We start from the raw sequence: 16,819 nt of genomic DNA on the forward strand, positions 1-16,819 counted from the left end.
GGTCCGGACGTGTCAATCGATTCGGCCCGCGCGGCGAGGGCGTTAGGATGCAGCGCACACGAACGAACCAAGGAGTGGCTGCCGTGGTGAAGGCGCTCGACCTCAAGGTCTCCCCGGCCCGGGTGGAGGGCCGCAACAACGCGGTCGAGGCCTACCGGGTCCTCCAGGAAGCGCTGACCGTCGGGCAGTTCCCGGCCGGCACCCGGCTGCCCGGCGAACGCACCCTGGCCGCCGAGCTGGGGGTCAGCCGGGTGACGCTGCGGCAGGTGCTCAGCGCCCTGGCCGACGCCGGGCGGATCGTGCCGTCGCCGCAGCGCGGCTGGTTCGTCGCCGAGAACCGGCTCGTGCACGAGCCCAACCGGCTGCGCGGGCTCAGCGAGGTCGCCCGCGAGCGCGGCATGGCCGTGTCGGCCCGGGTCCTGCGGGTCACGGTTCGCCCGGCCACCCTGGCCGAGGCGGAGGTCCTGGGCATCGGCTCCGCCCAGCCGGTGGTGGACCTGCGCCGGGTCAGGTTCCTGGACGGGTCGCCGCTCAGCGTCGACCACTCCTGCCTCGACGCCGCGCGGGTCCCTGGCCTTGAGAACGTCGACTTCACCGGCCAGTCGCTCTACGACGTGCTGCGCGACCGGTACGACATCACGGCCAGCCGGTGCGACTACGAGCTCGCGGCGGAGGCGGTCAAGGCGCGCGAGGCCAAGCTGCTCGGCCTCGCGCCCGGCGATCCGGTGCTGGTCGGCTACCAGAAGACCTTCGACCAGCACGACCGGTGCTTCGACGTGGGCCGCCAGCTGTACCGCGGGGACGCCTACCGGTTCCAGGCATCCCTGTTCCGCTTCTAGCCCGTCATCCTCTACCCCTTCATCGCGCCCGAGGCCATGCCCTGCATCAGCCGCTTCTGCACCACGAGGAAGAAGATCACCACGGGGATCGTGAAGATCACGCTCGCCGCCATCACGCCGCCCCAGTCGGTGTAGTAGCTGGAGAAGTACTGCTGCAGGGCGACCGGGAGCGTCTCGATCGCGGGCCGCTGCATGAACGTCGCCGAGAACATCAGCTCGTTCCACGACGTGATGAACGCGTAGACGGAGCTCGCGGCCAGCCCCGGCCACGCCAGCGGGAACACGATCGACCACACGGCGCGCAGCCGGCTCGCCCCGTCGACCAGCGCGGCCTCCTCGAGCTCGAACGGGATCTCCACCACGAACGAGCGCAGCATGAAGGTGCACAGGCCCACGGTCAGGGCCAGGTGGCTCAGGGTCAGCCCCTGGAACGTGTTGAGCAGGCCGGCGTTGCGGAACAGCGTGAACAGCGGGATGACGAGGATCGTCTGCGGCAGCAGCTGCGTGACGAGGATGACGACGGTGAGGATGTGCCGGGTCCGCAGCCGGTAGCGGGCCAGCGCGTACCCCGCCAGCAGGGCGATCAGGCCGGTCAGCACCGTCGTGGCCACGGCGACGACGAGCGAGTTGCGGAACTGGGTCGGGATGTTGCCGTCGAGCAGGTGCGTGTACCGCTGCACGGTCGGTGACGTGACGATGAACCGGGGGCTGCGGGTGAACAGCTCGCTGTCGGGCTTGACCGACGTGACCAGCATCCAGAAGAACGGGAACAGGCTGCTCACCACGATCACCGCGACGAGCAGGAACAGCGCGCCGCGGCGCAGCAGAGACGTCATCGGGCGTCCTCCCGGTTGAGCCGGACGTACAGCACGCTCACCGCGGCCAGCATGAGGAACAGGACCACGGCCATGGCCGCGGCGGAGCCCTGGTCGAGCTGGGCGAAGGCCTCGAGCCAGGTCAGCAGGGACAGCACCTCGGTCGAGTGGTCCGGGCCACCGGGCGGTGTGGTCATCACCAGGAAGTGGTCGAAGGACTGGTACGCCCAGATGGTCGAGATCGTGGTCATCACGACGAGCAGGGGCCGGATCATCGGCAGCCGGATGCGGCGCAGGATCTGCCAGGCGCTGGCGCCGTCGACCCGGGCCGCCTCCACCACCTCGCCGTGGGTGCCGCGAAGCCCGGCGAACAGGGAGACCGCCACGAAGGGCACCGAGTGCCAGACCACGGCGACCGTGATGGCGACCATCGCCGGCGTGCCGGTGCTGAACCACGAGTAGCCGTCGAACGAGTCGAGGCCGAACCAGTGCACCAGCAGCCAGTTGACCACGCCGTACTGGTCGTCGAACATCCACTTCCAGACGATGCCCGACGCGACCCGCGGCATGGCCCACGGCAGCAGCACGATGACGCTGAGCACCCTGGCCGCGCGGGGTGCGGCGTCCAGGACCAGGGCGATGGCCAGGCTCAGCAGGATCGTGGTCGCGACCACCGCGACCGCGAACAGGGTGGTGCGCAGCAGGGCGGCCGTGTAGTTCGGGTCGGCGAAGATGTCGCGGTAGTTGCGCAGCCCGACGAACGGCCCGCTCTGCAGGTACTCACCGTCGTGGAACGAGAGCCAGATCGTGCGGACGACCGGGTATCCGACCGCGCCGGCGATCACCGCCAGCAGCGGTGTCAGGAAACCCCACGGCAGGAATCGCCGCTCGAAGCCCCGCGGCCCGCGTGGTGAGCGCCGCTCGCGCGGCGCCCCCTGGGTGGCCGGGGACGCCGCGCGACGGACTGTGGTCTTCACGTTCTCAGCCAATGGCCTGGTTCACCTGATTCGCGAGTTCCTGCATGGCGGCGTCGGCCGTCTTCTTGCCGCTCATGATCGATTGCATGGCGTTGACGATGGAGTTGGCCCCCTCGACCTTGCCCCAGCTGGCCACCGGCGGGATGGAGCGGGTGTGGTCGGCCTGGTCGGCGTACGCCTTGAACAGCGGCGCGGAGAACGATCCGGTGGCCTTCTCCTGGGCCAGCGCGTCGTTCGTCGCCGGGAGCAGGCCCAGGTTCGAGGTGACCGGCACGAGGTTGTCCTTGTTCATCATGAACTTCACGAAGTCCTTCGCCACGGCCTTGTTGCCGCACTCGCGGAACACCGCGAGGTTGCTGCCGCCGGCGAACGTGTCGTTGTTGCCGCCCGGGCCCTTGGGCAGCACGGCCGTGCCCAGCTTGCCCTCCAGATCGGGGCTCTGCTTGAGGATGGTCCGCAGGTCCCACGAGCCGCCGACCATCATCGCCGTCTGGCCCAGCCCCATGGACTTGTCGACGTCGGCCGCGGTCCAGGCTGAGGCCCCGGCGGGCGACAGGTGATCCTTGGTCAGCAGGTCGGCGTAGAACTGGAACGCCTGGACGGACTGCGCCGATCCGGCCTCGGAGACCCACTTGTCGCCGCTCTGCTTGGCGATCTCCCCGCCCCAGTTCCAGATCAGCGGCAGGTAGTACCAGTGCGCGCCGCCGATGATGCCGAACCCGTTGACGCCCTGCTGCTTCGCCTGGATGGCCAGGGCGTCCTCGCGCAGTTCGTCCCAGGTGGCGGGGGCCGAGGTCTTGCCGATCGCCTCGAGCATGTCCTTGCGGTAGATCAGGGCGCGCACGCCGGTGTCGTAGGGGACCGCGTAGGACTTGCCCTTGAAGATGGTCGACTCGATCATGCCGGGCACGTAGGTGCCCTGCAGCGTCTTGGGGTCGTCGGCGAACACGTCGAGGGCGTTGAGCGCCGCGAACTCGGGGGTCCAGGTGTTGCCGATCAGCGCGACGCAGGGAACGCTGCCGCCGGCGATCGAGGTGAGGTACGTCTGGTGTGCGTCCTTGCCGAGGAACCGGAGGTTCACCTTGGTCCCCGGATGGGCGGCGGCGTAGTCGTCCGCCAGCTTCTGCATGATCGGCTGCTGGGCGTCGCCGATGGGGTCGCCCATCCAGAAGTCGATGGTCCCCTTGATCTCGCCCGAGCTGTTCGCGCCCGAGTCGCTTGCCCCACCGCAGGCCGCGAGGGCGAGGGCCCCGGCCAGCCCGATGGCCACGGCGACACGGCCGCGCCAAACGTTCCTTGCACGCATCGCTGCTCTCCTCTGCTGGGGACCGAAGACCTGCCAGGCGCGAGGTACGCGGTGCCTCCGGACCTGTCGACCTGCCCGGCTGTCTGACAGCCCTATAGGTTGCCCCTCAGGGTGCACCGCGGTCGGGTGGATCGCAAGGGCCTCCGCTCGGTTCGTTACGAAGTCTCCTTGCGCCCGGGGCCCGTGGTTTGGTACACACGCGGGAGTATTCGATCTCGGATTGTGCTGGTCAGCGGCTCGGAAGGGCAGAAGTTGTAGTAACACGACGCAGTATCTTGACCTTGTGCTGGAAGGTCAAGGATGGTTTGGTCTCACGCATGTTCCTGCGGTTCACGTCGCGGACCAACGCCGACGGCGCGGTGGTGCGCTATGTCGCCCTGGCCCACAACCGGCGGGTGGACGGGCGGGTCAAGCCGGACGTCCTGATGAGCCTGGGCCGGGTCGACCAGCTCGACGTGGCCGGGCTGCGGCGGCTGGCCGCGTCGATCGGCAAGCACTTCGGCGTCGAGCAGCCGGCCGGCGCCGCGCCGGCGGAGGTCGTCGACGTCCGGACCGTCGGGACGACCTGGCTGCTCGACGGGGTGTGGCGCCGCCTCGACGTGGGCGCGGCCGTGCGCGCGGCCGTCGGCGCGCGGCGGTTCAGCACCGGCCTGGAACGGGTGCTGTTCGCGCTCGTCGCCCACCGGGCGGTGGCCCCGCCGGGCGGGCCCCCGGCCGCCGAATGGGTGCGCGCGGAGGCCGTCGTGCCCGGACTGTCCACGATGGACGATGGGCGGGTGCGCCGGGTGCTCGACCTGCTCGCCGACGCGGGCACGCTGGCGCGGGTGCAGGAGACGCTGCTGCCCGCCGTGGCCGAGCGGTCCGGCCCGTTGTTCGTCCACACCGTCCGGGCCGAGTGCGACGACGGGGAGCACGTCGTCATCGGCCTGGCCCTGACCAGGGACGGCATCCCGGTCCGCTGCTGGGGCCGGCCGGTCGGCGCCGGCGACGACACCGTGGCGGCCGCGGTCCGCGACGACCTGCTGCGCCGGCATCCGGGCCCGGTCGTCACCGTGGTCGAGCGCGCCTTCTCCGGCGCGGACGACCTGGCCGGACTGCGCCGCGACGGCGGACACTACATCGCCGGGATGCGGATGCGCGCCGGCGACCGCCTCGTCGAGGCGGCCTTGTCCCGCCCCGGCCGTCACCGGTCCGTCCGCGGCAACCTGCGCGTGCGGGAGATCCGCCTCGACAGTCAGGACACCCGGTTCGTCGTCTGCCGCGACCCGGCGCAGGCCAGGGCCGAGACCGGCGCCGGATACCTCATCGCCACCTCCGACCCGCACCTCAGCGCCGAGGACGTCGCCCTGGGCTACCTGCACCTGCGCAACGGCCGGGACCCCGGGACCCGGCCGCTGCCCGGACCGGCCGCCCGCGCGCACGTGCCGGTCTGGTGGCTGGCCCTGCTACTGACCCGGATCGCCGAGCACGCCAGCGGCCGGACCTGGCCAGCCATCGAGCGGCAGCTCGGGCGGGTCGCCCAGGTGACCCTCGCCGGCCCGGGCGGCACCGTCACCCAGACCACGCCGCTGTGCCCCGAGCAGGCGGCCATCTACCAGGCGCTGTCCGTCCAGCCGCCGGCCCGGGTCACCGCGTCCGCTCCCGGTCCCCGAGCAGCTCGCGGGCGTTCCCGCTGAGCACGGCCGACCGCCGCGTGTCGCCGAGGTACTCGCCCAGGAGGGTGAAACGCCCGGCCACCTCGTCGAGCGACGAGAACGGGAAGTCGGTGCCGAGCACGATGCGCGTGTCGTCGATGAAGGACAGCAGTGCGCCGAGGTCGGCCGCGGTGTGGGACAGGGCGGTGTCGTAGCGGAACGCCGCCAGCGCGCCCAGGACACCCCGCTCGGCGACGGCCGCGAGCTCCGGCATGCCCTCGGCGAGCACCATGCGCGGGGCGACGGCCGGCATCGCGCCGCCGCAGTGCGAGAAGACCCACCGGATTCGCGGGAACCGGCGCGGCACGTCGGTGAGGAGCAGGTTCGTGATGAGGCGCGTCGAGTCGAAGAGGTACTCCAGGACCGACGGCCGGAGGGGGATCTCACCCTCCGGCCACCAGGCCGGCAGGACCGGATGGACGTGGACGAGCGCGCCGCGGTCGTCCAGGGCCTGCAGCAGGCCGTCGAACCTGGGATGGCCGACGTACGACCCGGCGTAGCTGGTGAGCAGGCCGACGCCGACGAACTCCGGCCGGTCGAACACCCGCTCGACCTCGGCGAGCGCCGCGTCGACCGAGGGCAGCGGCAGGCAGGCGACCGCCGCGAAGCGCCCACCGCCGTCGCGGACCACGTCGGTCAGCTCGTCGTTGGTGTCCCGGCACAGGGCCGTGGTGAATGGCTGGTCGCCGAAGTAGAAGCCGGGCGAGGCGACGGACAGCACGGCCAGGTCGATGCCCAGCCGATCCATCATCCGTACCGAGTCCGCCGGTTCCCACACCGGGAACGGGGCGCCCGGCTGCGCCTGGATGCCCAGCGCCGTCAACCGGCTGACGTAGGACGCCAGCGGCGCGTGGTGATGAAAGTCGACGATGGTCATGACACCAGCTCTCGGACGGCGCGAATGGTTCGAAGGAGGTCTTCGGGCCCGCCCGCCTCATGGCCGTTGAACTGCCACACGGTCATCTCCTTGGGCCCGGCAAAGGCATTGTATGCGGCGAAAACGGTGGAAGGCGGGCTCACCACGTCGTGCAGGGCGACGCAGAAGCGGCCCGGACAGGCGGCTCGCCGGGCGAAGGACACGGCGTCGAAGTAGGCGAGCGTCGCGAAGGCGCGCTCCTGCGAGCCGCGGTGGGTGGCCAGCCACTTGACGATCTCCCCGTGCGGGTTGTGGTCGGTCACCTCCACCGCGCGCCGGAAGGCCGACAGGAACGGCACGTGCGGCATCGCCAGGCGGACGTCGTCGCGCAGGCCGGCGGCCACGAGCGCGAGGGCGCCACCCTGGCTGCGCCCCGTCACCGCGATCCGGTCGCGGGCCACGGCCTCGTGGGTCGCCACGGCATCGACGAACCGGTACGCGTCGGTGAACAGGCGGCGGTAGTAGTACCGCTCGGGGTCGAGGATGTCCCGCGTCAGGAACCCGGGGGCGGACGGGCCCGCCCCGTGCGGGTCCGCGGTGTGGCCGGCCCGCACGGCGCTGCCCTGGCCGCGGGAGTCCATGACGGCGTGCGCGAAGCCGGCACTGGCGTAGGCGAGCGACTCGACCGGGTGCCCGCGCCCGCTGCCGTAGCCCAGGTACTCCACCACCAGCGGCAGGGGGCCGGTGCGCTCGTGCGGCAGCAGCAGCCACCCGCGCACCTCGTCCCCGGCGTACCCGCGGAAGGTGACGTCGTGCACGTCGACGGTCCGAACCAGGGCGTCCACCGGCTCGAACCGCGGATCGAGGGGGTGGGCGCCCTGCTCGCGCAGGGTCCGGCTCCAGAAGGCGTCGAAGTCCCCGGGCTCGGGGTGCGGGTACTCGTACCGCACCAGTTGATCGAGGGGTAGGTCAACCCGCATCGCGCTACTCCTGTCCGACAGCCTGACAGGAGTCTACGCGGGGACGGCCCTGCCGGGGAAGGACAACCTGTCATGCAACCTGATAGCCTGCTGACCGGGCGAAGGCAGGACATCCAAGTGGAGGTGCGGGCATGGCGCGGACAGTTGCCTCCGGGTACGACATCGTGACCGTCACGGGCGACCCGGAAGCGCGGGGATACCAGTACGGGATCGCCGCCAGGACCCGGATCGAGCACGCGTTGCGGACCTACGCCGACGTGTTCCGGCATTACGCATCGTGGGACTGGGCGACCGTGCGCCGGCACGGACTGCGGTTCGCCGGTCCCATCGAGGACTTCTCGCCGGCGTCCGCGCGCGAGATCCGGGGCATCGCGCGCGGGGCCGGTGTCGAGGTGGCCGACATCCTGGCCCTGAACACCCGCAGCGAGATCATGTTCGCCGCCCCCGGACGGGCCCGGGCCGTGGCGTCCACCGAGTGCACGTCGTTCGCGCTGACCCCCGCCCGCACGGTCTCCGGCACCGTGCTCATGGGCCAGAACTGGGACTGGATCGAGGGGGCCCGGCACACCGCGATCGTGCTCCGGGTGCTGCGCGACGACGGCCCCGACTTCGTCACCGTCGTGGAGGCCGGGATGCTCGCGAAGGTCGGCGTCAACGCCAGCGGGGTCGGCCTGTGCACCAACACCCTCATCTCGGACGGCGACGAAGGCCGCTTCGGCGTCCCGTACCACGTGCTGCTGCGCTCGGTGCTCGACAGCGACAGCGGCGCGGAGGCCGCCCAGCGGGTCCAGTCCGCGTCGCGGGCGAACTCCGCGAACTACCTCATCGCCGACGCGGGCGGGTTCTGCGCGGACGTGGAGACCGGGCCGGGCGACGGCCCGTGCGGCGTGATCGCGCCCGTCGACGGCGCGGTCACGCACGCCAACCACTTCCTGGTCGACGGCCTCACGGGGGTGGACCGCTACCTCGAACGCAAGGCCCACACGCGCAACCGGCTGCACCACCTGACCGCGCGCGTGCGGCAACACGAACGACACACGGTCGGGAGCCTGCAGGAGGCGCTGGCCGACCACGCGGACGCGCCGTACAGCGTGTGCCAGCACCCGGACGCGGCCCAGCCGGCCGCCGAGCGCACCTGCACCATCGCCGGCATCGTGATGGATCTTGGCGCCCGCTCGCTGGTGTACGCCGCCGGCAACCCGTGCGAGTCGGCCTGGTCGGCGCCGGTGCGTATCGATGCCTAGTTCTGACCGGCCGGCTGCCAGACAGGCTGTTAACCTGGCAGCCGTGAAGGTGATCCCCGTCGCGCAGCGCACCGCCGCGGACCACGTGCGATCGCAGCTCATCGAACTCATCGAGTCGGGTGAGTTCGCGGTGGGCCAGCGGCTGCCTTCCGAGGCCGAGCTGTCCAAGTCGTTCGCGGTCAGCCGTTCGGTGATCCGGGAGGCGCTGCACAGCGTGAACGCGCTCGGTCTCACCCGGTCCTACGCCGGCAAGGGCACCTTCGTCGACGCCCAGTTCGCGCCGTCGCAGCTGCTGACCGGCAAGTACCTTCCCCGCGACCTGCACGAGGTCCGCCGGACGCTGGAGGTGCCCCTGGCCGCCCTCGCGGCCGAGCGCCGCTCGCGGACCGACCTCAAGGCGATGACCGCGCTGCTCGTGCGCTTCCGGGAGGAGCAGGACCCCTCCATCCGGGTCGGCATCGACGCCGACTTCCACGTCGCCATCGCCACCGCGACCGCCAACCCGCTGTTCCCCCGGCTGGTCTCGGAGCTCCGCTCGGTGCTGCAGGAGCAGGCCATCGCCGCGGCCGCCGTGCCGGGCCGGGCGAGCCAGGCGGCCGATGAGCACGACGCGATCCTCGCCGCCATCTCCAAGCGCGACGCCACCGCGGCGGCCGACGCGATGAAGCTGCACCTGGCCGCCGTGGAGGACACCGTGACCGGGCCCGCCCGCCGCAGGTAGCCGCCACCGGCGGCCGGGAGACGTCGCCGGCGCGCCGCCCGCCGCGCGGCCGACCCCTACCACTGGACCGCGGGCGGCTGGAGAAGCCGGGGATCGCGGTGCACGGGGACGCGCGCTGCCTGGCGGTGCTCCGGGGCCTGCCCCTGCTGCGCGTGGACTGCTACGCGGGCGGCGACCGGGCCCTGGTGGGCTGGTGCGAACGTCAGGGCCTCACCGCGACGACCCCCTTCACGGTCACGCTGCCGAGCGGCGACGCGTGGCCGGGCCAGGTCCTGGAGCAGCACCTGGCGTGACGGCCCCGCCGCCCGGGACCGGCCGGGGCGCTACATCAGGCCGTAGCGGCGGCCGATCGCCTCGACGTCGTCCTTGGCCTCCTTCAGGCCGACGCCGGTCGCCTCCCGGTACGCCTTGATCGCCTGGATCTTCCGGCCCTGCTGCAGCTCCTGCAGCACCATCGGGTTCACGTCCGGAACCGGCTCCTGGATGCCCAGGTTCTCCATGATCAGGTCCAGCTTGCGCTCGATCGCGGCCAGGCGCCGCTCCGTGGACGGGTCGGGGCCGCCGCGGCGCAGGGTCAGGGCGAGCAGCAGGACCACGAAGAAGCCCAACGGCACTATCCACTCCATCCCGTCATTCAACCGCACCGCCGCTATTTCAGGCTTGACTTATATAAGCAGGTGGTGACACTCTTGGTCCGTGCACGCGTTCGACGTCCTGGGCGACCCGGTCCGCCGGCGGATTCTGGAGCTGCTCGCCGCCGGTGAACGGCCCGCCGGGGCGGTCAGCGAGACCGTCCGGGCCGAGTTCGGCATCTCCCAGCCGGCCGTCTCCCAGCACCTCAAGGTGCTGCGCGAGTCGGGGTTCGCCACCGTGCGCGCGGACGGCACCCGCCGCCTGTACGCCGTGGACGCCGCCCCGCTGCGGGAGGTCGACGCCTGGCTCGAGCAGTTCCGCGGCTTCTGGAGCCAGCGGCTCGACGCCCTGGCCACGGAGCTGGCCCGCGGCAAACGACAACGCGACCGAGACGAGGAGCATCCGTGATCGACCTTGTGCACCAGATCAACGCCACCCACCGCGAGCTCGGCACCGCCGGGCTGTCCGGCGGCGGCGCCGGGCGTTCGCTGCTGCTGCGCCGCACCTACGACGCGGCCGTCGAGGACGTCTGGGATGCCTGCACCGACCCGGCGCGCCTGGCCCGCTGGCTCGCGCCCGTGGAGGGCGACCTGCGCCTCGGCGGCAAGTACCAGCTGCAGGGCAACGCCGGCGGCGAGATCCTGCGCTGCGAGGCGCCGAGCCTGCTGCGCGTCACGTGGACGATGGGCGAGGGCATGGCGACCGAGGTGGAGCTGCGCCTGAGCCCGGCGGACGGCGACCGGACGCTGCTCGAGCTCGAGCACGCCTCGCCGGGCGAGATCGTCGACGAGCTGGTGCGCCAGTACGGGCCGGGCATGACCATCGGCATCGGCGAGGGCTGGGACCTGGCTCTCGTCGGGCTCCACCTGCACCTCACCGGCACCGAGTACGACCCGGCGGCGTGGGCGGGCCGCCCCGAGGTGCAGGCGTTCGCGGCGCGCAGCTGCGAGGCGTGGGGCGTGGCGGTCCAGGCCGCGTGGGGGACGAGCGACGACGACCTGGCCGCGGCGGTGGCATTCGCGAAGGGCACCCTCGCACCGCAGGGCTAGCCCGCCCAGGCGCGGATCGCCTCGAAGTCCGCCGCCGTCAGCCCCGACCGGCCGTCGACGCGGTGCAGCAGGGCCGGGGCCGGGTGGTGCCGGGCGACCCAGCGCCGGTCGGCGGCGGTGATCTCGTCGTCGACCCATACGAACGGGCGCCCGGCCGCCCAGGCGAGGAGGTCGTCCGTCTTCCAGTGCCGGCCGTCCGCGGGTGCCGCGGACGACTCCGACCACGCGACGACGGGCAGCGGCGGCAGGCCGAGCAGCGGCGCGATGACCTCGTTGGCGTCCTCGGCCCAGGTGGTCGCCCAGACGAGCTCGCCGCCGAGCGCGAGCAGCCGCGGCCCGTCGCCGGGGTCGACGCGTTCGAGCAGCGGGTTGCCGAAGCGCTCGGCCGCCGCCCCGGCGGCCGGGTGCGGTGCGCGGGTGCGCCGGGCGAGGGGGACGATCGGCCCGTCGACGTCGAGGAACACCAGCGGCCGGGCGCGCTCGGCCGCCGGGTCCTCGGTGCCGGCGGGGTTCAGGGTTGCTCGCGTTCCGTGGCGGCGCCGAGGGCGGCGAGGCGCATGGTCTCGTCGCGGCGGCGCGCCCACTGGGCGCCGAGGAGGAACGCGAGCAGCGGCAGCAGGACGAGCGCGGCCCACTGCCCGGTGACGAGCGGGATGTTGTGTCCCATGTGGACGGCGGACACCGCCCAGCCGTTGAAGGTGAAGTTCACGAGCGCCGCCATGGTGAGGACCGGCGCGGCGGCCACGAGCAGGCGGCGCCGGATCGGCCCGGGCAGCCGCACGGCCGCGACGAGCCCGGCGAGCAGGGCGACCGCGACCGCGAGCAGCATGAGGTCCAGCTCGGCGGCGTTGGACGCCTCGAGGCCGGTGTAGCTGGTCACGTACGTCTCGGGGCGGAACAGGTCCTCGAGGTAGAACGCGCTGAAGCCGGCGTTCTCGGCGACGAGCATCCCGGAGCCGAGGACCCCGACCGCGCCGACGACGAGGGCGCGGCCACGAGCACGGCGAACCGGCGCGTCCCGGCCACGGCCCACGGGCGGCGCGGCCCGGCGGCCGTGAGCGCCACGGCGGCGACGAGCGCGAGGACGGACCACCACAGGCCGTACACCACCGGCACCGGATCGGACGTGAACTGCCGCACGGGCGGCGCCACCTCGGCGAGCAGCGCGACCCAGCCGAGCACGGCCGCGCCGCGGCGCAGTCCGGCGAACGCGGCCACGGCCACGAGCGCCCAGGCGGCCGTCTGCAGCAGCGGCGCGGAGCCGGGATGCGGCCCGCGCAGCACCCCGGTGAGCCGGAAGGTGAACAGCGTGACCACGGCGAGCGGGCCGATCAGCGCGCACGCGTCGGCCCAGCCCCCGCCGAGCAGCCCGCCGCCGGAGCGCCGCGACAGCCGCAGCCGCAGGCCGTGCAGCACGATGTCGGCGGCGTCGCCGGGCCGCGGCCAGCGCTGCCCGTCCCCGGCGTCGGCGAGCATCGTGGTGAGCATGTCCTCGCCGTGCGCCCGGCGGAACGCGGCCGGGTACACCCGCAACAGCCGCTCGTAGCGGGCCTCCAGCGGTGTCGTCATGCCGCACCTCCGCCGGCGAGCAGGCCGCTGGTGCGCAGCCGGCGCCCCGCGGTGTCGGCCGCGGCGCGGCGCCGGTCGGCCTCGGTGGCGAGCTGTCGTGCCCCGGGCGCCGTGAGCCGGTAGTTGCGCCGCAGCCGCGACTGCACGACCTCCTCGCTGTCGACCTCGATGAGGCCGCCGTCGACCAGTTCGGCGAGGACCGCGTAGAGGGTGCCGGGGCGCAGCCGCACCGCCCCGCCGGACTGCTGCTCGACGTCTTTCATGATCCCGTAGCCGTGCGTGGGCTCGGCCGCGAGTGCCGAGAGGATGAGGAACGCCGACTCCTTGAGAGGCATGCCTCGAGCATATAACGGAACCAGATATATAACTAGATCGGCGGCCGGGAGTGGGCCCGCGATTTCCTCCGCCGGGCATGTCGAACCGGGATGCCCGGCTCCGACCGACTGGCATGAGAAACCTCATCTACTGGGTGCACACCTCCGTCGACGGCTTCATCGACGGGCCGGACGGCGAGTTCGACTGGCCCTCGATGGGCCCGGAGCTCTCGGCGTACTCGGAGGGGCTCGACGAACGCGTCGGCATCCTGCTGTACGGCCGGCCGGTCTGGGACATGATGGTCGGCTTCTGGCCGACGGCGGAGTCGATGGACGACTCGCCGCACACGGCGGCCTTCGCCCCGTTCTGGCGGGCCACGCCCAAGGTCGTGTGCTCGCGCACCCATGCGGGCGACGACTGGACCGACCGCGTGATCCGTGACGATCTGCCCGGCGAGATCGCCGCGCTCAAGGCCGAGGAAGGCGGCGACATCCTGCTCACCGGCGGGGCGGCGCTGGCCGCGGCGCTGACCGAGGCCGGGCTCGTCGACGAGTACCACATCGCGGTGCATCCCGTGGTGCTCGGCGGCGGGCGCCCGCTCTTCGCCCGTCCGCCGCGGCGGCTCAACCTGCGCACCGAGCAGTCCCGCACGCTCGACCGCGGGGTGGTGGTGACGCGCTACCGGCTCGTCAACGGGTGCTGATCGGCGCGCTCACGTCCTCGACGAGGGCGCCGCCACGCGAGCACGGTCAGGGAGTTCGCCAACTCCCTGACCGTGCGTCAATCCGGGTCAGCGCGTGTCGCCGACCTTGTCCACGATGACGGCCTGGGTGTAGATCACCTGGCGGAAGACCGCCCCCGCCGGCGTGAAGTCGTCGTCGCCGTGCTCGTCGGTGTTGTGGTGGTCGGCGATGGCGACCTCGCGCTCGCCGATCAGCCGGTACGTGTCGGGGTCGAACAGCAGCTCCTGCGCGAGGTACCCCTCTTTGACCCGCCCGAGCCCGATCGCCGGCCGCCCGTCGAGGTTCACCGCGTCCGGGTTGAGAAGCACGCCCTCGCCCTTCGCGAGCGCGCCGTAGAAGGCGGCCTCGACCCGCGGCGGGAGCACGTACTGCCCGATCAGCCGGTCCAGGTCGATGCCGAAGTTCTTCGGCGCCCGGTCCCAGGCGATCACCTTGTCGGGCGTGTCGAGCCGCTTGAGCTGGTCGTAGTCGAGCTGCCCCCAGGTGACCTGGCCGCCCTGCTCGTAGACCTCGAGCCGGCCGTCCTGCATGGTGCCCATCACCTTGCCGTCGATGCGCTTCCACTCCTGCACCGTGAGGGTGCGGGTGTGTCCGGGCACGATCGGGTCGTTCGGGTGCTGCTGCTCGTAGGCGCGCTCGTTGCGCAGCTCGCGGCTCTCGTTGTACATGAACTGGTCCGGGCGCGGGTCGGTCCACGGCTTGCGGGTCGCGGCCCAGGCCGCGTTCGTGAGCACCTCGGCGGCGCTCGCGGGCCGCGGGAAGGGCAGGCCGGTGGTGCTGTAGCCGGTGCCGCTGTCGTCCACGGTGCCGAGGTTCTCCACCGCCACGACGCCGATCACCGCCGCGGCCGCGGCCGCCGTGAGCGCCACGCGCAGCGGCCACCGGCGCCTCGCGCGCGCCGCGGCCGGGGCGGCCGTGGCGGCCGGCTCCGGTGTGCGCTCCATGTGCCGCAGCAGGGCCGCGCGGGCCCGGTCACGCGTGTGCGGGGCGGGCTGCGGGTCGGGCCCGAACGCCTCCCGCAGCGCGGTCATCTCATCCATCACGACGACTCCTCCGAATCGGTGTCCAGGGCCTTGCGCATCTCTCGCCGGGCCCGGTGCAGCCGGGAGCGCGCGGTGCCGGGCGGGATGCCCAGAGCCGCGGCCGCCTCCTGCTGGGTGAGCCCGGCCCACGCGACGAGCAGCAGCACGTCGCGGTCGGCCAGTGACAGCCGGTTGAGGGCGGCGGCGAGCCGGGGCCGGGCCCCGTCCGCGTCGACCCGGCCCGGCACCAGCTCGGCCTCGTCCGGCCCCGCGTCCGGCTCGGCGCTGCGGGCGAGGGCCTTGTAGCGGCGCGCCTCCGCCCGGGAGTGGCGCATGATCAGGTTGGATGCGATGCCGTACAGCCACGGGCGCACCTCGCCGCGCGCCGGATCGAACCCGGCCCGCCGGTCGTAGGCGACCAGGAACGTCTCCGACGCCACGTCCTCGGCGAGATCGGGGCCGAGACGGCGCGCGGCGTAGGCGTAGATGTGCTCGTAGTGGCGGTCGAAGACCTCTGCGAACCGGTCCTGGAGCAGGTCGGCGTCGGTCTCCGGTGGTGCCAAGTCCGTCTCCCTCACATCACTGGTTCGCCGGAGCCGGCAAAAGTGTTCGCGCGGGGGCGCCGGCCGGGGCCGCGTAGGGGTTGAGAGTGTATGCACGGGCGAACGGCTCGGGGATCGTGAAGTACGCCGCCATCACCCCGGCCGGGTCGGTCCCGAGCGCGCCGCGGCCGGGCCGGTCGTCGTGGTCGTCCCAGCCCCACGGCGCGTGCGCGGCGTTCGTCGTGCACCGGAACGTCCCGTGTCCGCAGGCGCCGCGGCCGGAGCGGGGCGCGTCCCCGGCGAACGTCCCGGGCGCCGCGAACAGCGCCGGGTCGCCCCGGCGGTCCCAGAGCCCGCCCGGGGCGAAGATGTCGATGAGCGCGTAGCCCACGTCGGTGTCGTGCGGGCCGCGCGGCACCTCGGCCGCCGGCGCCGGGTAGTAGACGACACCGCCGGAGCGGCCGCGGTACGCCCGCAGCCCGTGCCCGTGCGCCTCCTGCTCGGTCACCGGGTGCGGGAGCCCGTCGCGGGTCGAGCGCTGCATCGGCAGCGTCCCGTCGACCGTCTCCCCGCCGCCGCGCCACGGGCTGCCGTCCGGTACGTAGGAGAGGAAGTCCGCGTGCGCAACGGTGACCGCCGCGCGCAGCCGCCCGTACGGCGTGCCGTCCTTGGCCACGGCCAGCAGCACCCCCTCGGCGTCGTTCTCGTGCTCGGAGTCGAAGAACGGCCGGTTCGTCCAGTCCCGCGCGTGGAAGAACAGGTACGTCAGGAACCAGTGGGTGCGCGTCTCGACCACCGAGGCGTACGCGTACGCCGCGGCCGGGAAATCCCCCGCGTGCTCCCAGTTGTCCCGCGCGTCCCAGTTGCCGTCGAAGTCCACCCGGGTGATCTCGTCGGCGCGCCCGCCCGCGGCATGGCGCCCGTGCGCGTCCACGTCCTGGTGGTGGATGGGGGCCCAGCGTTGCGCGAGTGACGGCGCGGAGGCGAAACCCGGCCGTCGTACCGTCTCGACGGCGCCGGCCCCCGTGGCGCCCCCGGCCACCGCGGTGCCGGCCAGCATCACGGCGACGAGCAGCCCCTTGAGGACACGCATCCGCGGCATGTCTCCAGGCTCCCGGGCGGGCGCCCCTCAGGCACTGCGGTTGGCCGCCGAATTCGCTCGGGGGGCAGCCCCACTTCGCCCCGGGGCCATGCCACGCTCGAGCACGCCGCGCGCGACCGCCGGCCCGATGGCCGTGATCGCCGACGTGGCCGTTGCCTTCCGCCGACCTTGGCGTCGCCCCCGGCCGCCGCTGCGACCGGCCACGAGGGGTGCCCGCGGCAGTGGCACGTTTCCGGGATTCGACGGCCGCCGGGACTCCGTAACGTATTCCTCAACAGCGACGCAAACAGCGACAACGACTTCCAGGGGAGAGCACGATGAGCGACTACGACATGGGCGACACGGGTCACGGCGACGTCGACTACGGCCACTACGAGGCCGGTCAGGAGCAGGGCTCGCTGGACCAGCTGCA

21 protein-coding genes are annotated in these 16,819 nt (G+C 72.8%); 8 read left to right on the forward strand and 13 right to left on the reverse strand.

Going from position 1 to position 16,819, the window contains the following annotated elements:
* Positions 1-83: 83 nt before the first annotated feature.
* Complete coding sequence (locus tag ABT369_RS26230) at positions 84-839, forward strand: GntR family transcriptional regulator (RefSeq protein ID WP_350615741.1); 756 nt, start codon at positions 84-86, stop codon at positions 837-839.
* Between the two features lie 11 nt (positions 840-850).
* Here the strand turns inward: ABT369_RS26230 and ABT369_RS26235 are convergent, their stop codons facing one another.
* The 3 genes from ABT369_RS26235 to ABT369_RS26245 are packed head-to-tail and all read right to left on the reverse strand — an operon-like array spanning position 851 to position 3,937.
* Entirely contained in the window at positions 851-1,675 is an 825-nt protein-coding gene (locus tag ABT369_RS26235) for a carbohydrate ABC transporter permease (RefSeq protein WP_350615743.1), read from the reverse strand.
* Positions 1,672-2,631: a carbohydrate ABC transporter permease gene (locus tag ABT369_RS26240; protein WP_350615745.1), complete on the reverse strand. Its 960-nt coding sequence runs from the start codon at positions 2,629-2,631 to the stop codon at positions 1,672-1,674. Before ABT369_RS26240 ends, ABT369_RS26235 begins: the two co-directional genes overlap by 4 nt.
* Before the next feature lie 4 nt (positions 2,632-2,635).
* On the reverse strand, positions 2,636-3,937 hold the full coding sequence (locus tag ABT369_RS26245) for an extracellular solute-binding protein (RefSeq protein ID WP_350615747.1): 1,302 nt from the start codon (positions 3,935-3,937) through the stop codon (positions 2,636-2,638).
* Positions 3,938-4,254: 317 nt separating this feature from the next.
* On the opposite strand from ABT369_RS26245, the gene ABT369_RS26250 reads away from it, so the two are divergent.
* On the forward strand, positions 4,255-5,613 hold the full coding sequence (locus tag ABT369_RS26250; protein ID WP_350615749.1) for an IS1634 family transposase N-terminal domain-related protein: 1,359 nt from the start codon (positions 4,255-4,257) through the stop codon (positions 5,611-5,613).
* On the opposite strand, the gene ABT369_RS26255 is transcribed toward ABT369_RS26250, so the two are convergent.
* Together ABT369_RS26255 and ABT369_RS26260 are read right to left on the reverse strand one after the other, a co-directional pair.
* Positions 5,564-6,508, reverse strand: a complete 945-nt coding sequence (locus ABT369_RS26255) for an amidohydrolase family protein (protein ID WP_350615751.1) — start codon at positions 6,506-6,508, stop codon at positions 5,564-5,566. The genes ABT369_RS26250 and ABT369_RS26255 overlap by 50 nt on opposite strands.
* The gene (locus ABT369_RS26260) at positions 6,505-7,467 is read right to left on the reverse strand and encodes an acetylxylan esterase (protein WP_350615752.1); all 963 of its coding nucleotides are present in this window, start codon (positions 7,465-7,467) and stop codon (positions 6,505-6,507) included. Before ABT369_RS26260 ends, ABT369_RS26255 begins: the two co-directional genes overlap by 4 nt.
* A 131-nt stretch (positions 7,468-7,598) precedes the next feature.
* On the opposite strand from ABT369_RS26260, the gene ABT369_RS26265 reads away from it, so the two are divergent.
* From ABT369_RS26265 to ABT369_RS26275, 3 genes are all read left to right on the forward strand, one after another.
* Positions 7,599-8,711 carry a C45 family autoproteolytic acyltransferase/hydrolase gene (locus tag ABT369_RS26265; RefSeq protein WP_350615754.1) on the forward strand — a complete coding sequence of 371 codons (1,113 nt, stop codon included), beginning with the start codon at positions 7,599-7,601 and terminating at the stop codon, positions 8,709-8,711.
* A 43-nt stretch (positions 8,712-8,754) separates the two neighbouring features.
* Complete coding sequence (locus tag ABT369_RS26270; RefSeq protein ID WP_350615756.1) at positions 8,755-9,432, forward strand: FadR/GntR family transcriptional regulator; 678 nt, start codon at positions 8,755-8,757, stop codon at positions 9,430-9,432.
* 98 nt (positions 9,433-9,530) lie between these two features.
* Complete coding sequence (locus tag ABT369_RS26275) at positions 9,531-9,725, forward strand: hypothetical protein (RefSeq protein ID WP_350615758.1); 195 nt, start codon at positions 9,531-9,533, stop codon at positions 9,723-9,725.
* Between the two features lie 30 nt (positions 9,726-9,755).
* Here the strand turns inward: ABT369_RS26275 and ABT369_RS58015 are convergent, their stop codons facing one another.
* The gene (locus ABT369_RS58015) at positions 9,756-10,046 is read right to left on the reverse strand and encodes a ribosomal protein L7/L12 (RefSeq protein ID WP_502891823.1); all 291 of its coding nucleotides are present in this window, start codon (positions 10,044-10,046) and stop codon (positions 9,756-9,758) included.
* Positions 10,047-10,128: 82 nt separating this feature from the next.
* Between ABT369_RS58015 and ABT369_RS26285 the strand changes: the two genes are divergently transcribed.
* A complete protein-coding gene (locus ABT369_RS26285; RefSeq protein ID WP_350615759.1) occupies positions 10,129-10,473 on the forward strand; it encodes an ArsR/SmtB family transcription factor in 345 nt (114 codons plus the stop codon).
* Positions 10,470-11,114: an SRPBCC family protein gene (locus ABT369_RS26290; protein ID WP_350615761.1), complete on the forward strand. Its 645-nt coding sequence runs from the start codon at positions 10,470-10,472 to the stop codon at positions 11,112-11,114. Before ABT369_RS26285 ends, ABT369_RS26290 begins: the two co-directional genes overlap by 4 nt.
* Here the strand turns inward: ABT369_RS26290 and ABT369_RS26295 are convergent.
* Genes ABT369_RS26295 through ABT369_RS26310 form a run of 4 tightly spaced genes read right to left on the reverse strand, consistent with a single transcriptional unit; the run spans position 11,111 to position 13,018 of the window.
* A complete protein-coding gene (locus tag ABT369_RS26295; RefSeq protein ID WP_350615783.1) occupies positions 11,111-11,581 on the reverse strand; it encodes an HAD domain-containing protein in 471 nt (156 codons plus the stop codon). The genes ABT369_RS26290 and ABT369_RS26295 overlap by 4 nt on opposite strands.
* Positions 11,582-11,625: 44 nt before the next feature.
* A complete protein-coding gene (locus tag ABT369_RS26300) occupies positions 11,626-12,063 on the reverse strand; it encodes a hypothetical protein (RefSeq protein WP_350615763.1) in 438 nt (145 codons plus the stop codon).
* Complete coding sequence (locus ABT369_RS26305) at positions 11,991-12,683, reverse strand: hypothetical protein (RefSeq protein WP_350615765.1); 693 nt, start codon at positions 12,681-12,683, stop codon at positions 11,991-11,993. Before ABT369_RS26305 ends, ABT369_RS26300 begins: the two co-directional genes overlap by 73 nt.
* Positions 12,680-13,018: a PadR family transcriptional regulator gene (locus ABT369_RS26310; RefSeq protein WP_350615766.1), complete on the reverse strand. Its 339-nt coding sequence runs from the start codon at positions 13,016-13,018 to the stop codon at positions 12,680-12,682. Before ABT369_RS26310 ends, ABT369_RS26305 begins: the two co-directional genes overlap by 4 nt.
* A 113-nt stretch (positions 13,019-13,131) precedes the next feature.
* Here ABT369_RS26310 and ABT369_RS26315 point away from each other — a divergent pair, with 113 nt between their 5' ends.
* On the forward strand, positions 13,132-13,701 hold the full coding sequence (locus ABT369_RS26315; RefSeq protein WP_350615768.1) for a dihydrofolate reductase family protein: 570 nt from the start codon (positions 13,132-13,134) through the stop codon (positions 13,699-13,701).
* A gap of 87 nt (positions 13,702-13,788) precedes the next feature.
* Here the strand turns inward: ABT369_RS26315 and ABT369_RS26320 are convergent, their stop codons facing one another.
* The 3 genes from ABT369_RS26320 to ABT369_RS26330 are packed head-to-tail and all read right to left on the reverse strand — an operon-like array spanning position 13,789 to position 16,407.
* Entirely contained in the window at positions 13,789-14,784 is a 996-nt protein-coding gene (locus ABT369_RS26320) for a hypothetical protein (RefSeq protein ID WP_350615770.1), read from the reverse strand.
* On the reverse strand, positions 14,781-15,326 hold the full coding sequence (locus ABT369_RS26325; RefSeq protein ID WP_350615771.1) for an RNA polymerase sigma factor: 546 nt from the start codon (positions 15,324-15,326) through the stop codon (positions 14,781-14,783). The genes ABT369_RS26320 and ABT369_RS26325 overlap by 4 nt, the downstream gene beginning before the upstream one ends.
* A 16-nt stretch (positions 15,327-15,342) precedes the next feature.
* Positions 15,343-16,407, reverse strand: coding sequence for a hypothetical protein (locus ABT369_RS26330; RefSeq protein WP_350615773.1), 1,065 nt, complete (start codon positions 16,405-16,407; stop codon positions 15,343-15,345).
* Between the last annotated feature and the right edge of the window lie 412 nt (positions 16,408-16,819).

The sequence above is a fragment of the Dactylosporangium sp. NPDC000244 genome (assembly GCF_040300725.1).
Lineage (GTDB): Bacteria > Actinomycetota > Actinomycetes > Mycobacteriales > Micromonosporaceae > Dactylosporangium.

Coding starts and splice junctions, on each gene's coding strand:
- ABT369_RS26235 (WP_350615743.1), bottom strand. CDS start 1,675: ATGACGTCTCTGCTGCGCCGCGGCGCGCTGTTCCTGCTCGTCGCGGTG.
- ABT369_RS26245 (WP_350615747.1), bottom strand. CDS start 3,937: ATGCGTGCAAGGAACGTTTGGCGCGGCCGTGTCGCCGTGGCCATCGGG.
- ABT369_RS26250 (WP_350615749.1), top strand. CDS start 4,255: ATGTTCCTGCGGTTCACGTCGCGGACCAACGCCGACGGCGCGGTGGTG.
- ABT369_RS26255 (WP_350615751.1), bottom strand. CDS start 6,508: ATGACCATCGTCGACTTTCATCACCACGCGCCGCTGGCGTCCTACGTC.
- ABT369_RS26260 (WP_350615752.1), bottom strand. CDS start 7,467: ATGCGGGTTGACCTACCCCTCGATCAACTGGTGCGGTACGAGTACCCG.
- ABT369_RS26265 (WP_350615754.1), top strand. CDS start 7,599: ATGGCGCGGACAGTTGCCTCCGGGTACGACATCGTGACCGTCACGGGC.
- ABT369_RS26300 (WP_350615763.1), bottom strand. CDS start 12,063: ATGCTCGTCGCCGAGAACGCCGGCTTCAGCGCGTTCTACCTCGAGGAC.
- ABT369_RS26305 (WP_350615765.1), bottom strand. CDS start 12,683: ATGACGACACCGCTGGAGGCCCGCTACGAGCGGCTGTTGCGGGTGTAC.
- ABT369_RS26310 (WP_350615766.1), bottom strand. CDS start 13,018: ATGCCTCTCAAGGAGTCGGCGTTCCTCATCCTCTCGGCACTCGCGGCC.
- ABT369_RS26315 (WP_350615768.1), top strand. CDS start 13,132: ATGAGAAACCTCATCTACTGGGTGCACACCTCCGTCGACGGCTTCATC.
- ABT369_RS26330 (WP_350615773.1), bottom strand. CDS start 16,407: ATGCCGCGGATGCGTGTCCTCAAGGGGCTGCTCGTCGCCGTGATGCTG.